The sequence below is a fragment of the Priestia sp. SIMBA_032 genome, assembly GCF_046535215.1.
GTDB lineage: Bacteria > Bacillota > Bacilli > Bacillales > Bacillaceae_H > Priestia > Priestia aryabhattai.
Map to the genome: position 1 here is coordinate 1 of NZ_JAWRXD010000042.1, position 17,159 is coordinate 17,159.

23 protein-coding genes are annotated in these 17,159 nt (G+C 39.0%); 3 read left to right on the forward strand and 20 right to left on the reverse strand.

What is annotated here, in order from left to right:
• Positions 1-156: 156 nt before the first annotated feature.
• The 12 genes from SB717_RS32210 to SB717_RS32265 all read right to left on the reverse strand — a co-directional run bounded on the left by SB717_RS32210 (position 157) and on the right by SB717_RS32265 (position 7,903).
• Complete coding sequence (locus SB717_RS32210) at positions 157-876, reverse strand: sulfite exporter TauE/SafE family protein (RefSeq protein ID WP_410906794.1); 720 nt, start codon at positions 874-876, stop codon at positions 157-159.
• A 70-nt stretch (positions 877-946) separates the two neighbouring features.
• A complete protein-coding gene (locus tag SB717_RS32215) occupies positions 947-1,171 on the reverse strand; it encodes a sulfurtransferase TusA family protein (RefSeq protein WP_410906796.1) in 225 nt (74 codons plus the stop codon).
• Positions 1,172-1,195: 24 nt separating this feature from the next.
• Positions 1,196-2,323, reverse strand: coding sequence for an MBL fold metallo-hydrolase (locus tag SB717_RS32220; RefSeq protein WP_410906798.1), 1,128 nt, complete (start codon positions 2,321-2,323; stop codon positions 1,196-1,198).
• Positions 2,324-2,386: 63 nt separating this feature from the next.
• Entirely contained in the window at positions 2,387-2,938 is a 552-nt protein-coding gene (locus tag SB717_RS32225) for a sulfurtransferase TusA family protein (RefSeq protein WP_410906800.1), read from the reverse strand.
• A 55-nt stretch (positions 2,939-2,993) separates the two neighbouring features.
• On the reverse strand, positions 2,994-3,290 hold the full coding sequence (locus tag SB717_RS32230; RefSeq protein WP_176584310.1) for a rhodanese-like domain-containing protein: 297 nt from the start codon (positions 3,288-3,290) through the stop codon (positions 2,994-2,996).
• Between the two features lie 22 nt (positions 3,291-3,312).
• Entirely contained in the window at positions 3,313-3,669 is a 357-nt protein-coding gene (locus tag SB717_RS32235) for a rhodanese-like domain-containing protein (RefSeq protein WP_034650338.1), read from the reverse strand.
• 27 nt (positions 3,670-3,696) lie between these two features.
• Positions 3,697-4,179 carry a DsrE/DsrF/DrsH-like family protein gene (locus tag SB717_RS32240; RefSeq protein WP_410906802.1) on the reverse strand — a complete coding sequence of 161 codons (483 nt, stop codon included), beginning with the start codon at positions 4,177-4,179 and terminating at the stop codon, positions 3,697-3,699.
• Positions 4,180-4,226: 47 nt separating this feature from the next.
• Positions 4,227-4,454: a sulfurtransferase TusA family protein gene (locus SB717_RS32245; protein ID WP_074679801.1), complete on the reverse strand. Its 228-nt coding sequence runs from the start codon at positions 4,452-4,454 to the stop codon at positions 4,227-4,229.
• A 92-nt stretch (positions 4,455-4,546) separates the two neighbouring features.
• The gene (locus SB717_RS32250; RefSeq protein ID WP_410906817.1) at positions 4,547-4,807 is read right to left on the reverse strand and encodes a metal-sensitive transcriptional regulator; all 261 of its coding nucleotides are present in this window, start codon (positions 4,805-4,807) and stop codon (positions 4,547-4,549) included.
• A gap of 685 nt (positions 4,808-5,492) precedes the next feature.
• Positions 5,493-5,810: a hypothetical protein gene (locus SB717_RS32255; protein ID WP_074679798.1), complete on the reverse strand. Its 318-nt coding sequence runs from the start codon at positions 5,808-5,810 to the stop codon at positions 5,493-5,495.
• A 310-nt stretch (positions 5,811-6,120) separates the two neighbouring features.
• A complete protein-coding gene (gene fabI / locus SB717_RS32260) occupies positions 6,121-6,900 on the reverse strand; it encodes an enoyl-ACP reductase FabI (protein WP_074679795.1) in 780 nt (259 codons plus the stop codon).
• A 130-nt stretch (positions 6,901-7,030) separates the two neighbouring features.
• On the reverse strand, positions 7,031-7,903 hold the full coding sequence (locus SB717_RS32265) for a LysR family transcriptional regulator (protein WP_410906804.1): 873 nt from the start codon (positions 7,901-7,903) through the stop codon (positions 7,031-7,033).
• Between the two features lie 114 nt (positions 7,904-8,017).
• Here SB717_RS32265 and SB717_RS32270 point away from each other — a divergent pair, with 114 nt between their 5' ends.
• Positions 8,018-8,911 carry a DMT family transporter gene (locus tag SB717_RS32270; RefSeq protein ID WP_176584315.1) on the forward strand — a complete coding sequence of 298 codons (894 nt, stop codon included), beginning with the start codon at positions 8,018-8,020 and terminating at the stop codon, positions 8,909-8,911.
• 33 nt (positions 8,912-8,944) lie between these two features.
• Here the strand turns inward: SB717_RS32270 and SB717_RS32275 are convergent, their stop codons facing one another.
• The 3 genes from SB717_RS32275 to SB717_RS32285 all read right to left on the reverse strand — a co-directional run bounded on the left by SB717_RS32275 (position 8,945) and on the right by SB717_RS32285 (position 10,521).
• Entirely contained in the window at positions 8,945-9,436 is a 492-nt protein-coding gene (locus SB717_RS32275) for a GNAT family N-acetyltransferase (protein ID WP_410906807.1), read from the reverse strand.
• Between the two features lie 23 nt (positions 9,437-9,459).
• The gene (locus SB717_RS32280; protein ID WP_234483530.1) at positions 9,460-9,642 is read right to left on the reverse strand and encodes a hypothetical protein; all 183 of its coding nucleotides are present in this window, start codon (positions 9,640-9,642) and stop codon (positions 9,460-9,462) included.
• A 168-nt stretch (positions 9,643-9,810) separates the two neighbouring features.
• Positions 9,811-10,521: a GntR family transcriptional regulator gene (locus tag SB717_RS32285; protein WP_098622176.1), complete on the reverse strand. Its 711-nt coding sequence runs from the start codon at positions 10,519-10,521 to the stop codon at positions 9,811-9,813.
• Between the two features lie 284 nt (positions 10,522-10,805).
• Here SB717_RS32285 and bglA point away from each other — a divergent pair, with 284 nt between their 5' ends.
• The gene (gene bglA / locus SB717_RS32290) at positions 10,806-12,245 is read left to right on the forward strand and encodes a 6-phospho-beta-glucosidase BglA (RefSeq protein WP_410906809.1); all 1,440 of its coding nucleotides are present in this window, start codon (positions 10,806-10,808) and stop codon (positions 12,243-12,245) included.
• 76 nt (positions 12,246-12,321) lie between these two features.
• Here bglA and SB717_RS32295 read toward each other — a convergent pair whose 3' ends face one another.
• The 5 genes from SB717_RS32295 to SB717_RS32315 all read right to left on the reverse strand — a co-directional run bounded on the left by SB717_RS32295 (position 12,322) and on the right by SB717_RS32315 (position 16,310).
• A complete protein-coding gene (locus SB717_RS32295) occupies positions 12,322-12,471 on the reverse strand; it encodes a hypothetical protein (RefSeq protein ID WP_176547889.1) in 150 nt (49 codons plus the stop codon).
• 183 nt (positions 12,472-12,654) lie between these two features.
• Complete coding sequence (locus tag SB717_RS32300) at positions 12,655-14,049, reverse strand: NCS1 family transporter (RefSeq protein ID WP_074679778.1); 1,395 nt, start codon at positions 14,047-14,049, stop codon at positions 12,655-12,657.
• 248 nt (positions 14,050-14,297) lie between these two features.
• A complete protein-coding gene (locus SB717_RS32305) occupies positions 14,298-14,561 on the reverse strand; it encodes an excalibur calcium-binding domain-containing protein (protein WP_410906811.1) in 264 nt (87 codons plus the stop codon).
• Positions 14,562-14,660: 99 nt separating this feature from the next.
• On the reverse strand, positions 14,661-15,593 hold the full coding sequence (gene bla, locus SB717_RS32310; RefSeq protein WP_410906813.1) for a class A beta-lactamase: 933 nt from the start codon (positions 15,591-15,593) through the stop codon (positions 14,661-14,663).
• Between the two features lie 171 nt (positions 15,594-15,764).
• Positions 15,765-16,310 carry a cupin domain-containing protein gene (locus SB717_RS32315; RefSeq protein WP_074679774.1) on the reverse strand — a complete coding sequence of 182 codons (546 nt, stop codon included), beginning with the start codon at positions 16,308-16,310 and terminating at the stop codon, positions 15,765-15,767.
• Between the two features lie 137 nt (positions 16,311-16,447).
• Here SB717_RS32315 and SB717_RS32320 point away from each other — a divergent pair, with 137 nt between their 5' ends.
• Entirely contained in the window at positions 16,448-17,065 is a 618-nt protein-coding gene (locus SB717_RS32320; protein WP_410906815.1) for a LysE family translocator, read from the forward strand.
• Positions 17,066-17,159: the final 94 nt, after the last annotated feature.

Sequence of the window (17,159 nt, forward strand, 5' to 3'; positions counted from 1 at the left end):
AGTCACCTGTACAATATCGGCAACTGGTCGTTTAAAAGGTGTTTTGATCCCTGTCTCAAAAACAGGGGTCAGTCCCGAACCCCCCTAGCTTTAGCTTTTTTATAGCAGCCCCCACCAAATCTTAATTGCCGTTGTTAAAATCAATCCTGCCAGAATTCACTGAAGCACTTTCGTATTCATTTTCTGCCCCACTTTTGCACCGATTGGAGAAGCAATCAGACTTGCAGCAACTAAAATAAGTGCAGGTATAAATGGAACTTGATGCGTTATCAGCTTTCCAACCGTCGAACCAATGGATGAAATAAAGGTAACGGCCAGTGAAGTTGCGATGGTAATTCGAGTTGGAATTTTAAGTGCCACGAGCATCACAGGAACTAAAATAAAGGCCCCTCCTGCTCCTAATACTCCTGCTACGGCTCCGATAAGCAGTGATAAAATAGACGCTAATCCTTTATTGAATTGAAGCTCCCCATCTTTGTTCCAATCTAAATTTTTCTTTGGAAGAAACATCATAATAACCGCAATGAGACCTAAAACTCCATACACAACATTTAATCCTTGTTCACTCATATAATGTGAGCTGTAGCTTCCAAGCATGCTGCCGATTAGGATATTGCTGCCCATATATAAAATTAATGATTTATTTAAAAATCCGCTTTTTCGATACGCCCATACGCCGCCTAATGTGGCAAAGAACACTTGAATAGCTCCTGCACCTGAGACTTGATGAGCCGTTAATGCTTCGACTCCTACTAACGGAGGAATATATAACAGCATCGGATAATTAATAACAGACCCGCCAATACCGACCATACCGGAAATAAACGACCCAATAAATCCAATAAGAAAAAGCGTGATGATAAATGTAAGATCCATCTATAGTCACTCCGTTTCATATAAGGAAAGGGTACCTTTTACAAGAGATACCCTTTTCGTCCATTTTTTCTTATCCTTTTTTAATCCAAAATTTAAGAACGTCGCCTTCTTCTGTCTGAAGAAGCTCATGACCGCCAGATTTCGCCCAAGCTGCAAGGTCGTTTTTTGCCCCTTTATCCGTTGCGTGAATCTCTAACACTTGGCCAGCTTCTAGTTCATTCATTGCTTTTTTTGTTTTAACAATCGGCATTGGACATGCCAGCCCTTTTGCACCTAATACTTTATTTGATTCCATTTCTCTCTCTCCTTTGTTTAGGTTTTAGCGAATCGCACAGCGGTTTGGTCCAATCTCCATTTCACGCTGTTTTTCTTCATCTGGGCTTACTTTCCCCATATTTGTTTCACGAATTTCTTGATACGCATTTGGCTGTGGCGGTAAGTTGTCTGTTACTAAGTGTCTGAACTCTGCTTCGTCTTTAATATTTAATCCGTGATTTTCTGCAAACAACGTACCTAACTTTTCAGCTACGCTGCCGTTGTCATTTAGCTCATCAATAATCATAAAATGAGCTGGCAATACGATTAACTCGTCTGACAATGCTTTATAGCGTGTATAAAGCGTCTCGCGCAGATCGCCTACCCAGTCTTCAGCCATACCAGCTAAATCGGGACGTCCAATTGAATCGATGAACAAAATATCACCTGAAAGCAAGTATTGATCGTCTACGATAAAAGAAGTTGAACCAATCGTATGACCCGGTGAATAAAGAGGCTGAATCGTAATCGTTGTGTTGCCAATTACGACATCACTGCCTTCTTCTAACGCCTTGTAGTCGAACATCACTTCTTCTGCATCTTTTGGAGGCAGCCAGTACGCTGCATTTGTTGCTTCCGCAATAACTCTTCCTCCTGAAATGTGATCTGCATGAAGGTGTGTATCAAATACATGCTTAACTGTGACACCAAGCCCTTTGCCAAAGTTGATATACACATCTGCCATACGCGTCGCGTCAATAATAGCCGCTTCACCGTTTGATATGATCATATAAGATAAGCATCCTTTACCGATACGAACAAACTGATAAATTTCTCCGCCGTCTTTTAAATCGCGGACTTTAACAGGCTCTAAATATTCACTCCACGCTTTCATACCGCCTTTAAGGTACGATACGGTAAGACCCGCTTCTGAAAGCATGTCAGCTACCATCACCGATGAACCTTCTTTGGCACAGACAACTAACACTTCTTTATCAGAAGGGATTTTTTCTAAGATTTCTTCTACTCCGTCTAAAAGATCGAAGTATGGAACATTTAAATGATCGAAGTAATGACCTTCAATTTTCCAATCGCTAAAATCATTTTCATTACGAACATCCAAGATAAATAGCGGTTCTTTATTAATAATTTTAGCTGTAACTTCTTTTGCAGTAAGTACATGCACTGCCATATTAAAATACCCCCCTTAGGTATACGAACTATCAGAATTTTTTAATCCATTATAATCGATTGGTTATTCTACTTTACCTGTCCAGTCACGCATACCAGGAACCACGTTAATTACGTTTTTAAATCCTTGCTTTTTCATCGTTTGCCCTGCCATTTCACTTCGTCTTCCAGAGTGGCAAATAATATAAATTTCATTCTCTTTATTTAGCTCATTCGAACGTTTTTCTACTTCACCAAGCGGAATATGAACTGCGCCTGGAATATGAGCTTCATCGTATTCTTCTACTTCGCGAACGTCTAAAATATGAAGATGTTCATCATTCTCTACCTTTTTCGCAAATTCTTCTAATGAAATTTCAGGAATTGGCGTTACGTTTTCTTCAGCGCCGCCTTTACGAAGAAAGTGGTGCAGAACGTCACCTGCTGTCTCTGTACCTAAATACTCATGACCTGTGCTTTTTGCCCACGCTTGTAAGTCAGCCGTAGAGCCTTTATCCGTTGCTTGAATTTCTAGTACTTGACCTGCTTCTAATTCATTCATTTTCTTCTTTGTTCTTACGATTGGCATTGGACACCCTAACCCTTTTGCATCTAATACGACGTTTGCTTGCATCATTTCTTTTTCCTCCTTGGTTTAAATACTGGCAGGGGTATATTTTTGTCTAAAAAAATTAGACCGTTTCCCCTTTCCACTCCATCATTCCGCCGGTCATATTCGTTACACTGTAGCCTTGCTGCTCAAGAAAACGAGCTGCCATACCGCTTCTGCCACCAGAACGACAGACAACAATATAATTCTTTGCTTTATCTAACTCATGCATACGGAATTCTAATAAAGGAAGCGGGATATTTAACGCGTTTGGAATTTTACCTGTTTTTACTTCCTCTACTTCACGCACATCTAAAATGTGAATTTGTTCTTGTTTTTTTACTAATTGTTCTACTTCTTGTGCCGCTATTGTCTTCACGCTGCGTCTCCTCCTTTTTGATTTATCTCCACGTATTCATGCCGCCTTTAACGTTGGTGATGGATGTAAAACCTTGTTTTTTCAACAGTTTACTTGCTTTCATACTTCTCATTCCGCTTTGACAAATAACGACTACTTCTCTGTCTTTTGAAAGCTGGCCTGTTTGCGCTGGCAGTTCTGACAAAGGAATGTTTCGAAACCCTTTAATATGTTTGGTACGAAATTCATGCGGTGTTCGCACATCGATAAACTGTTTATGTTTATTTTTTAACTCTGCTTTTAATTCCATCGTCGATATTTGCTGTATTCCTTTTACTGGTGCAAAACGCTGATACAAAAACCACAACAGAAAGATGATAATAAGCGCATTGATAATCATATTAACCCTCGCTTCATGAGTTATCTTTTAGATGAATAAGTTTACGTTTCCGTCTTCTGCGTCGGCTAAATACGCCGCTACGCCTGCATATTCAATATTATCTAGCAGCTCTTTTTCCTGTAACCCTAGAAGATCCATCGTCATCGTACAAGCCACTAGCTTCACATCTTGTTCTTGCGCCATTTCGATAAGCTGCGGCAGCGTTAGAGCATTATGCTTTTTCATTACGTTTTTAATCATTTTAGGTCCCATACCTGCAAAGTTCATTTTAGATAAGCCCATTTTATCCGCACCGCGCGGCATCATTTTGCCAAACATCTTTTCTAAAAATCCTTTTTTCACCGGCACCATTTCTTCTTTACGAAGCGCATTCAATCCCCAAAACGTATGGAATATCGTCACTGCATGGTCATAAGCAGCCGCTCCGTTGGCAATAATATAAGCTGCCATCGCTTTGTCATAATCACCGCTAAATAATACAATTGTTGTTCGTTTCTTTTGTTCAGTCATGTTGTCCCTCCTATTACCCTATGGGGGATATTTGTTTTTTAAAAAAATTAGCCTTTTTGAATGTAAAAGATAAATGTACTGCCTTCTTCTTTAAAATCAATAAGCTCGTGTCCTGTTGATTTTGCCCACGCTGTTAAATCACTTTTAGCACCTTTATCTGTCGTTTGCACTTCTAATACTTGGCCTGTTGTTAAAGTATCCATTGCTTTTTTTGTTTTTACGATTGGCATTGGACACGCTAATCCTTTTGCATCTAAAACTTGATCAATGTTCATCGTATTTCTCTCTCCTTTTTATATACATATACCTGTAAGGGTATGTTATATTAAATAATGATATTCGTCAACTTTAAATAAGGTGACAATGATTAACGACTTTTCACTAACAGCTGTACAGCTTCTTTCACTAAACCTTCCGTTGGCTCTCCTTGCTCCAGGCTTTCTCTGACGCACTGTTCAAGATTGCTGCTCACAATGACTCCCATTGTGCGATCAATGGCACTTCTTGCAGCAGATAATTGAGTCACGACGTCTCGGCAGTCTTTTCCTTCTTCCATCATGCTAAGCACGCCTTTTAGCTGCCCTTCAATTGGACGCATGCGATTTTTCACTTGTTGATTATACTCCATAATCGAAAATACCCCTTTCTTTCCTTTACTTTTACACGCTGCTAACTCATAGCTGCGTACGTCAAAACCTTTTTTTCGTAAGAACCGTACGCCTAAATCTAACTCCACTCTATCTCCGGCAATCAGATGAACGCTGGCCTGTGGAATTTCTGAATAAAAGCGTTTGAGATACGCATACGGAATAACTATACTAATCGAATCGCGAACTTCATGATAGTGACGAATATCTACAACCGTTCGCCCAAGTTCTTTTGCTTCAGATTCACGTATGCACTGTATTCCTTTAACGGGATAATAACGTCTGTATGCAATAAATAAAATAGCAAGCAACAACACTGCTATATAGAGCATAACCATCACCGCCTTGCTATTGAATTAATGTTGTTTACACGCTCTATATTATACCCCTATAGGTATATTGTCAAGCAAGAAAATTATATTTAATTTTGCTTGTTTACATAGTTGCTTTACTGCGAACTAGTCCATTTTATACAGCTTAGATATCATAAATGTTGGTCTTTAACTCGCTTTATATATGTACCCCCTACCCTATCGAACAAACATATTCTTCATCATCGTCGCTCGTATACAGCGCTGAAAATCAACCTTACTGCATCATTCACGTCTACACACAAAAGGGTCCAGTTCCCAAGGAGAACTGGACCCTTTTGTGTTAAAAAGCTGATTAGCTTTGATGATAAATATTATGCCATTGATTCCACGAACTGTGTGGATGCTGCTGGTGCCACTGATTCCATGGCACATATGGATTTTGCTGATGCCACTGATTCCACGAACCGTGCGGATACTGCTGATGCCACTGATTCCAAGGTGTGTATGGATGTTGTTGATGCCATTGATTCCATGTGCCGTGCGGATAGTGTTTATGCCACTGCTCCCAAGGTACATGAGGATGTTGCTGATGCCATTGATTCCACGTGCCTTGAGGATGCTGGTGATGCCATTGTTCCCATGGCATATAATGTTGCTGTCCTTGATGCATATTTCGTCAACTCCTTTTCCTTTGCCACATCATATGTTCATTTTTTAATTTAGAGCTTATCTATTTTAAAATATAGGCGTTTAATTAATTATGAATTAAATTACATATTTCTTGTCTTTACTTATAGACATGAGCTCTTGTTTTATAAGTGGAAGCACACATTTATCTAGAAGTACAGAATGAATATTTCTTATGATTGATCTTATTGCTAATAATATTTCTTTAAGAGGTCTATGTGTTTTGGGATGCATTTGTCTTCCCATGAAAAAAGCTAAAAAAACACCTTCTCGAATGAGAAGGTGTTTTGGGATTAACCTACAATATTGTAACCAGCGTCTACGTGTACGATTTCTCCCGTTACGCCGCGTGAAAGATGGCTCAGTAATACAACCGTCATGTCGCCAACTTCTGCTTGCGTTACGTTACGCTTAAGAGGTGCTTTTTCTTCAACATGGTGAAGAATTTGGTTAAAGTCAGAAATGCCTTTCGCTGCAAGTGTACGAATTGGGCCTGCTGAAATCGCATTTACGCGGATATTGTCTTTCCCTAAGTCTAATGCTAAGTATTTTACTGAAGACTCAAGCGCTGCTTTTGCTACGCCCATTACGTTATAGCCTTCAACTGCACGTTCTGCACCAAGGTAGCTCATTGCTACAAGAGAACCGCCTTCTGTCATAAGAGGTTTTGCTGCTTTCGCTACGGCGATCAATGAATAAGCGCTTGTATCTTGAGCAAATGCATATCCGCTTCTTGATGTATTGATGAACTCACCGTTTAAATCCTCTGAGTGAGCAAACGCAACAGAGTGAATCACTCCGTGAACTGTGCCTGCTTCTTCTCCGATTTTTTTGAACGCTGCTTCAATGCTTTCATCGCTGTTCACGTCACATTCAGCAATTAGTGATGCTTGAATTTCATTTTTTTCTAGCAGCTTGTTCAATTTCCCTAGTGAACGCTCTTTACGGTATGTAAAAATTAAGTTTGCTCCTACTTGATGAAGGGCTTTTGCAACACCCCAAGCAATACTTCTGTCGTTGGCAACTCCCATGATCACAATGTTCTTGTTCTTTAATTGTAATAAATCTTCCATATTATCCTCCAAAAAAAATTAGTCATCAATGATGACTAATAGGTAATTGTATAGCTTTATTATAGCACAAAGATGCGCTTAGTTCCTAAGGGTCTTATGAATTAACCGATTTTGTTCTATAAATAATCTCCTACTTATCCGAATCCTGCAGCCATGCTTGCGTTGTTTCAGCAAATTTTTTGGCTGCAGGTGAAAGATGATAACGAGTAGCTAGACCAATTGAACGGTAGCTGTCTACTTGAAACGGAATCGCACGCAGCTCCTGCGGGATCGAATCCAAAAGCATTTCAGGTAAAATGCTAATTCCTAAGTGATGCGTAACCATCGATAAAATAGCACTTTCATCCATTAATTCAAAACGAATGTCAGGCTGAATGCCACGTTCTTCAAACAATTGCTTAATATCATGATAACCGCCGTATGTCGGCATAATAAACGGTTCTTTCTCTAGATCTTCAAAAGAAACGGTTTTCTGATCGTATAGAGCACTTTGATCCGATACGACGCACAGCAGCCGGTCTTTTTTTAAAGAAATAATATGAAATTGACTTGAATGCGTAATGTTGATAAAGCCGCAGTCTATTTCTCCGCTTAGCAGCCACTGTTCAATTTCAAGGTAGTCGCCTTCCTTGAGCTGAATTTGAATCTCAGGGTAGTTTTTCTCCATCAGCTGAATAATTTCAGGAAGCCATTTGGTGGACACGCTTTTAAAAATACCGATTTTAATCGTTCCTTTCGCAAGACCTAAAAGGCTGGCTGCTTCTTGATGAACTTTTTCATTTTCTTGCAGCACTTTCCGAATAGCAAGCAGCATCGTTTCGCCTTCTGTTGTTAAGGTAATACCTGATCTGTTTCGATTTACAAGCGAGAATCCAAATTCCGATTCAAGATTTGTAATAGCATGACTGACCGCTGATTGCGTGAGTGCCATCGCATCTGCCGCTTTTGTAAAGCTTTGCAACTCCGCTACTTTGTTTAAAATTTCATATTTTACTAAACTCATTTTACCCCGTCCTAACATGAATTTAATTCACGTTTATCATTATAAAGATTCATTTTATTAATATCAAATTCCTTTGTATACTGTGGGTACATGATAAAAAATGGAGGTTTGAACGTGAGTTACCGCACACGAGCAAATATGATGATGATTGGGGTAAACGTATTTTGGGGTATGTCGTACGTGTTTATGAAAATGGGGCTGAGTTCACTCGGATCATTTACCATTATTGCGCTTAGATGTTTGATTGCTTTTTTCATTGCCGGGCTGTTTTTTCATAAGCCTTTACGGCAAATGACGTGCAAAACGATTTTATCATCCGCTATTTTAGGCTTTTTACTGTTTTCCGTTTTTGCATTTGTCACGTTTGGCGTCAGCATGACGTCTGCTTCAAACGCCGGATTTCTTGTCAGTTTAACGGTCATTTTTGTTCCGTTGCTCCACTGCTTGTTAGTGAAGAAGCTTCCTTCTTGGCCGATTGGGCTTGGTATTATCACTACCCTAACCGGTATAGGTGTTTTAACTTTAAAGCACTCCTTTCATATGAATACGGGTGATGTGCTTTGCATTGGAACTGCACTGTGTTATGCCATTCATATTACGTTAACTGGCACGTTTACCAAAAATGAAAACCCAATTGCTCTCGGCATTTTACAGCTAGGGTTTGCTGGATTGTTTGCACTGCTTTGCAGCTTTTTATTTGAGCACCCAAGCATTCCCACTACTTTATCATCATGGATTGCCATTTTAGGTCTTGGCGTTCTTTGCAGTGCGATTGGATTCATTTGTCAAGCCATTGCCCAGCGCTACACAACTCCTACTCACACAGGACTTATTTTTGCAACAGAGCCTATTTTTGCTGCGCTGTTTGCCGTTCTTTTTTTACATGAACTGTTTACGCTTAAAGAACTGATTGGTTCTGTTATTGTGGTTGCGGGGATTTTAATTGCTCAGTTAGACAATTTGCTACTTAAAAAAAGAGTTCATTATCAAGAGACATTGCCAAAGTAAAAGCCGCTAGATTTATGAATCTAGCGGCTCACTTTATACCCCATATGTATAAAACTTTTTATCTACGTTCATCACCGGGAAATTTGCAGGCAGCTTTTCTTTCTCTATAGCTTGAAATTCATTTTTCTCATAAAAGCGATGCGCAGCCCTATATTGTAACGTGGTTCCTAAATATATTCTTTCCACTTCTCTCTGTTTTGCCCACGCGATGGCTGTATGCAATAACCGATGAGCTGTTTTAAAGTTTGCTCCTCTATAAGACTTTGCTACAAACATTTTCCGCAGCGCTACTTGACGGCTGCCAATGTCTATTAAAGCTACGCTTCCTACTACTCTTTCGTTGCAAACAGCAACCCAGAAGTTTCCGTTTCCCTGTTGATAAAAGCTTTCGATTTCAAACAAATCAGGCTGATCTTTTTCCGTTATCGGAATTTGGTATTCTTGCTGCTGAATATGAAGAATTAAATCCACTACTTGCTGTTGATACTTGCTAGTATATGGCTCAATACTGATACTTTCACTCAAAACCTCCACCGCCTCTAATCAGTTTACTCCATCTTACTGTTGACTGTTTTTAATACTGCACAGCCTACGTTCATTATAAAACCAATTACAACACCTGCAAGAATTGATATCACACCTACAGCGATAAAATCGCCTTTAGTCGGCTGAAATAAATTCATAGAAAGCAGGCCAAACATAAAAAGCATTGGAATAAGATAACTCAGCATCTTTTTCAACTTCGCACCTCATTTCCTTATCTCTATAAATCCTGTAACCATTTTATCGTATAGGAATTTCCTATTTATTACAATATTTATCTTATTTCATATTTTTATCGAAGAAATGAAAAAAAGTGCCTGCCTCTCGTCCTGACTAATTGAGAGACGGGCACTTTTTTATAAAACGTGACTTGTTGCTTGTAAAAAGAACTGAGACTGTTCATAGTTGTACGTCACTTTTGAAAAGTCAAACGGCTGGCCGTTCGCTAAGTGAAAGAGCGTTTCAATAAATAATTTAGGATCGCCTTCTTTTAATCCTAAGTATGTAGCTTCTTCTCCGTTCAGCTTACCAACGTGAAGATACAGATCGGAAAAACCGATTTTCAAGCCGAGCCCTTCTTTAATGTAATGAAAAATAGATTCTGACACAATTTCGTTGTTTAAGTATGTAACGATGGATTTATTATAAAACGATTCTTCTAGACACAGCGTCTGGCCGTTAATATACCGTACTCTTTTGACATAATACGCGTCGCTATCTTCGGCTATGTTTAAATTTAACGCGGCTTCTTGCGTCGGCTTTCGTACATCTAGCTCAATCACTTCCGATGTTAAATGAAAATCTTCTAGTTCGCTTGTAAATCCTTGGTTAGAAAGCAAGCCGATATATCCTGTTCGCTTATGGCGGCGGACAAAAATGCCGCTTCCTCTCACTTGAAAAACAACGCCTTTTTTCTCTAGCAGATCTAAGGCCTTTGTTACGGTACTTTTGCTCGCCTTGAATTGCGCCATCAGCGTTTCTAATACCGGCAGCTTGTCTCCTTGCTGAAGCATATGTTCTTCAATATAGTTTTCAATTTCAATTGCAATTTGTTGGTATTTAATCATAGCTATACCTCTTTACTGAATTTGTCTCAAGAATAACACGATTATACCATAATCTAACTCCAACCCATAAACTTAAATTATTTATTTACTATTATTTTATTTGGGTATTGATAAATTATACCGATACAATTATACTGAAAGCGTATACTCAACAAAGAGGTTAACGATCACGCCGATTATTATCACATATGCAAACACTTATCGAGAAGTAATCATTGAAGATATTGAAAATAGCGGGCTGAATCAAACATTATTTACCGTAGTGAAATAAGGAGGAACTAACCATGACAAAGATGCCAAAAGATTTTTTATGGGGCGGCGCATTAGCAGCTCATCAATTTGAAGGTGGATGGAACCAAGGCGGAAAAGGACCGAGCGTAGTAGACGTTATGACTGCAGGTGCGCACGGTGTAGCGCGACAAATCACTGAAACAGTAGAAGATAATAAATTTTATCCGAATCACGAAGCAATTGATTTTTATCACCGCTACAAAGAAGATATCGCGCTGTTTGCAGAAATGGGCTTAAAATGCTTGCGAACATCTATCGGCTGGAGCCGTATTTTTCCTAAAGGCGATGAAGCTGAGCCAAACGAAGAAGGACTAAAATTCTACGACGATGTATTTGATGAACTGTTAAAGCATGGAATTGAACCGGTTATTACGCTGTCTCACTTTGAAATGCCCCTGCATTTAGCTCGAGAATACGGCGGATTTAGAAGCCGAAAAACGGTAGATTGCTTTGTGAAATATGCTGAAGTTTGTTTCGACCGCTATAAAGACAAAGTGACGTACTGGATGACGTTTAATGAAATCAACAACAAAATGGACGTAAACAACCCTCTTTTTCTATGGACGAACTCCGGCGTTTCTGTAAAACCGGGTGAAAACGCAAAAGAAGTGATGTATCAAGCGGGACATCACGAACTTTTAGCAAGTGCTCTTGCCGTATCAAAAGGAAAAGAAATCAATCCAAATTTCCAAATTGGAGCGATGGTGTCACACGTGCCAATTTATCCTTATTCTTCAAATCCTGAAGATGTGATGTTAGCAGAAGAAACAATGAGACAGCGCTACTTCTTCCCTGACGTTCAAGTTCGCGGCTATTACCCAAGCTATGCGTTAAAAGAATTCGAACGGGAAGGCTATCATATTCCGTTTGAAGAAGGCGATGAAGAAATTTTACGAAATGGAAAAGTGGACTATTTAGGCTTCAGCTATTACATGTCAACAACTGTTAAAAGTGACGTTGAAGCTGACAACACGGGCGATATCGTAAACGGCGGATTGCCAAACGGCGTAGCAAACCCTTATATCAAATCAAGCGATTGGGGCTGGTCGATCGATCCAACGGGCTTGCGCTATACGTTAAATCGCTTCTACGACCGCTATCAAATTCCATTATTCATCGTAGAAAACGGATTTGGCGCCATTGATACGGTTGAAGAAGACGGTTCTATTCATGACGCATCACGAATTGAATATTTAAAATCGCACATCGAAGCGTTAGAAAAAGCCGTGACGTACGATGGCGTTGATTTAATGGGCTACACGCCGTGGGGAATTATTGATATTGTTTCCTTTACAACAGGCGAAATGAAAAAGCGATACGGCATGATTTATGTCGACCGTGACAACGAAGGAAACGGATCAATGAAACGCTATAAAAAAGATTCCTTTAACTGGTATAAACATGTGATTGAAACAAACGGTGAAGAACTATAAAAAATTAGAAAAGATGGGCTCCTGCGTAAAGACACAGGAACCCATCTTTTTTAGTGTAAGAATAAATTCAAATTTCTTATCTCGGTCTATCTACTAGCTGTGTTTGCGCAATTTCTGTTTGTTTAATTCCCGCTCGTTGAATTTCATCAGCAAACGATTCATGTTTCAGCGTTTTGATTACCTTTTCGCTTCCATCTCGAAGAGTATACACTCTAAATTCATACATACTCTGCCCTCTCCTTTAAGCTATGATTGATGCGATACATTAGATGCGCTCCTGTTAAAAGCAACTCATAATAGAGGTTACTTTTTACTCTTCTTTACTTTACCCACTTTTTAGGAAACTAGACAAAGAGATTTAATCTGACGCGATAGAAAACAAGCAAAGGCTTTTATAGGTGGAATGTTATTATTCAAAGATGGTTCCTTTTTTAAATTTTGAATGTTTAAAAGTAAATTTCGTCAAAAGAATATAAGAGATTCCTGCGACTACTACTCCTATAATCCAGCCTAAATCAACTTCGATAAACGCAGCACCTGCTCCGATAAGCATCGCAAGCATGGCGCACGGATTGCAGCCGGAGAACGGCCCTTTTTCTTGATACAATTCTTCTACGTTTACTCTTTGTTTTCGTAAAATATAGTAATCGACTAGTAAAATAGAAACAATCGGCCCTAAAAAAGCAGAGTAAATTAAAATGAACAGCCCAAGACCTGCAGCTGACGAATCTTGAACAAGCACCCAAGGGAATGAACAGAAAGCAAGCAGTCCGGTAATCGTAACCGCTACTTTATAGTTTGCTTTTGTCAGCAGCGTAATCACATACGTAGGCGGAATAATATTCGCCACCATGTTTACGGCAATAACGCCAATCACAATAAAAGACGATACAGCGACGGTGATATACGAATTATCCACTACAACCGCAAACGCTTTAACTGGATTGGAAATACCCGTAGCAGAAGCAAGCATAGCACCGATTGTAAGAACAAATCCGTAGGCTATTAGAATCGGTGTAAAATATAAAAATCCGCGCTTTTTGTCGCTAATTCCCGGCTTCAGTTCTCTAGAGTAATCGGCTGCGCTTAGAAAAATCGCCGCATAATTACCCATAAACATCATAATAAAAGAAAAGAACGGAAGTCCCCATGAACCTTTAGTATGTACCCACTTCTCCCCTACTACCTCACTATGAGAAGTTAAAAGAACACCAAATACATAAACAAGGCCAAGCAATATAATGATCGAAGCAAGCATCTCTACCCATTTAACCGCGTGGAAGCTGTACAGGGAAAGCACAATTTGCAGCAGCTGAATGATAATAAAACAAAGAACAAGATTATCAAAAGACCCTTTGCTCACAATTTTACCAATTTCGTTTAAAGCTGTACCGCCTGTCCAGCTTTGAAAACCATACCAAATGATAGCTGGAATACCTCGTAAAAGAGACGATATAACGGATCCTTTTATTCCAAAAGACATTCGAAGCTGCATCACATACGGTATGCCGGTCTTATAGCCAATTCGATCGTTTAATACAAAAAAAGTAGAAATAATACCAATGGCAATAATCGCTGCCACAAACGTTTGAAAAAGATTTAATACCGCAGTACCTGCAATTACCAAGCTAGCTCCAAGCGTCATATTTCCTAAATTAACGCCGTCTCCAATCCACATAAACATATAAGACATCGGAGTTAGCTTTCGATCACTTTCCGCTTTTGGCTTTAGTGAAGGATCAAGACCACTATCTTGATGAGCATGCACCTCTTCGATAACAGAACTTGTTGCGTTTGTAGACACTATACGTTCAACTCCTTTTTTTATGGTGTTTCTACTTTCGAACGTAACATCAAATGTTAGTTAACTTAACATGTACATAGTGTATACGAATTTTAACGCAAGTTCATTATTATTTATGTGAATTTTCTGATATCAATTTGTGCGATTTGACTAATTGTTATGGAAACTTGAGCCGGTAACGTACAAAGGTTGATGATAATAAAAAAACCAAGCGCTTATTGTAAGCGCTTGGATGAGTCAGCTAGTATTTATTTTTCACAGGCAATATAGTCTTTATCTCGATCTAGCTTTGTATTGGCATCATACAGTGATTTTGATACGTACGGCTTGTACTTTGTTTTGCCGCCTTTATTTTTTACATTAGCCGTACGAGCTACGCCGCCTTTATAGTCTTTGTTTAATTCCGTGCAGTTTTTGTAAGACTTAGCTGCCGCATCTACGTTTGAAGCTGTGCTAAAAGATACACTTGTTAATAAACCGAAAGATAGAACAATTGGAAAAATCTTTTTCATAACAGATACTTCCTTTCTATATTTTGTCTAATTAATAATAGAATGTTCTATCAATCTTTTCAATCTTTTTTTTACATTTAAACTACTATTATCCATTTTTTATTTATGATTAACTTTAAGAGCCTTGACTGCTTGTTTAGCCGCTTCTGCAATTAGTTTATCATTATACTCCGCATCTTTTTCCGTACGATTGGAAAGGATCGCAAGAACAATTGGCTCTCCGTTTGGCGGCCAAAGAATGGCAATATCATTTCGCGTTGCGTATGAGCCTGCGCCTGTCTTATCGGCTACTTCCCAGCTTTTCGGCACGCCGGCTCGTATTAACGCATCCCCTGTTGTATTTCGCTTCATCCAATCCGTTAGAAGTTCACGCTTTTCTGCAGGAAGTGCCTGTCCAAGTACATATGTTTGAAGACTTGTAGCGAGTGCTCTTGGTGTACTTGTATCGTGGGTTTCTCCTGGATTCACTTCATTTAAATCCGGTTCAAACCGTTCAGGCAACGTTACATTGTCCCCTATTTTTTCTAAAGCTTCTTTAAATCCGTCCGGTCCGCCCAGCTGCTGCAGAATTAAGTTCCCTGCCGTATTGTCGCTGTAGCGAAGCGATGCATCCGCGAGTTCTCGAAGAGTCATGCCTGTATCAACATGTTTTTCTGTAATTGGATTGTAGTTCACAAGGTCATCGCGCGTATAAAAGATTCGCTCGTTGAGATCTTCGATTGACTTCTGCTGTAAAAGTGCACCGACAGCGAGAGCCTTATGAGTAGACGCATAAGCAAAACGCTCGTCCGGATGATACGTGACCGTTTTATTTGTACCCGTATCTAATGCAAAAACACCAAGATTCGCATCATATTTGTCTTCAAGCTTAGCAAACTCTCGATCACTTTTATTTTCTTGTCTTTGACATTTTACCGTTTCAGCATGTACCTCGCTGCTTGAAAAGCCTACAACCGCCGCGCACGAAAGAGCGAATACAGGAAGCATTTTTTGGAGCTTTGAAGCGCGAAACATCTTTTTCCATGTCTTCATTACCCTTCAACACCTTTCAAAAAAAGTATTTAGTATGTATTCTCTTAGGTAGAGATTACCAACAATGCTATTTTATCAATTGTTTACTCTCACAAACATGATAGTTTTATCACATTTATATAATAAAAGTGACTCACACTGAAGATGAGCAGTATAAAAACCGTAAGTACTTTAAAAAATAGGCGGCGTAACGGAAAATAAAATAACGGCTTTCTCTTCAAACGTATTCTCCCATTTATGATTCAGATGCGAAGGAATTTTGACACTATCTCCTTTTTCTAGCACGTATACTTCCTTGTCCAAATACACTTTAATTTTCCCTTCTAAGACGTATGCCACTTCCTCTCCTTTATGTGCTAAAGGAGTTTCTGATGAAGCCATCATCGGCGGTACTTCCATAATGGCCGTAGCTAGATTCCCTGTGAAATCGGGTGATAACAGCGAATACGTTAGCTCTTTTACCTTCATTATTTTACGCTCATTCGACCTTACGACTAAATGAGATGTGTTTATTTCTTCGAGCAAAAAACTGAAGGTAGGCACATCGAGGCTTTTTGCTAAAAGTTTAAGCGTTGAAATGGACGGGTTAGCTAATCCCCGTTCAATTTGACTTAACATAGATGGCGTGATGTCCGCTAATTTTGCTAATTCTCGACTGCTTAGCCCCTTTTCTTTTCGAAATTTCTCTACTTTTTTTCCAATATCTATGTTTTCCATGATGATTCCTCCGCAAAAGATATTTAATTAAATTTAATTTCATTAAATAAAACTTAATAAACAACGTTACTTATGTTAAATTATATTTAATAAATAAAATATATTTTAATACTATCACAGTAAGGAGGAAGAAAAAAATGAATGACATCTTGACCTTTTTGGTTCTCACATTATTTGTTATTATGAGTCCTGGTATCGATACTGCTCTTATCACCAAACGAACGATGGCAGATGGACAAACGGGCGGCTATAAAATGGCATTGGGGTTAGCCAGCGGCTCTTTAGTTCATACACTCGCCGCTACGTTTGGTTTATCAGCTCTTCTTCTTCAGTCAGCTCTTGCATTTGAAATCGTAAAATACGCAGGAGCCGTCTATTTAATGTACTTAGGAATTTCTGCTTTCCGTTCTAAAAAAAGCGATACAGGTTCTTCTGCAAAAGAAGAAAAAACAAAAGAAACATCTGCTTTTCGTCAAGGTCTTGTCTCAAACGTTCTGAATCCAAAAGTGGCGGTATTTTTCTTAACTTTTTTACCTCAATTTGTTCAAAGTGATCAAAACGTAACGCTTCAATTACTTCTGATGGGCATAACGTATACGGTCCTTGCTATCACGTGGTTTTTCGTATTCGTCTTTTTTATTAACTATTTACGGAAATGGCTTACAACGCCTAGCGTTCAGCGCTTTATGGATAAAGCAACAGGCGTCGTGTTAATCGGGTTTGGATTAAAGCTTGCTTTTGAAAAACATAAATAACAAAAAAGCTATCTGTTTTGAACTGCACCCCAATTGTTAGACAAAGAAACTCTAATGATTGGGGTGCTTTTATGTCAAGACATACATTTGAAGA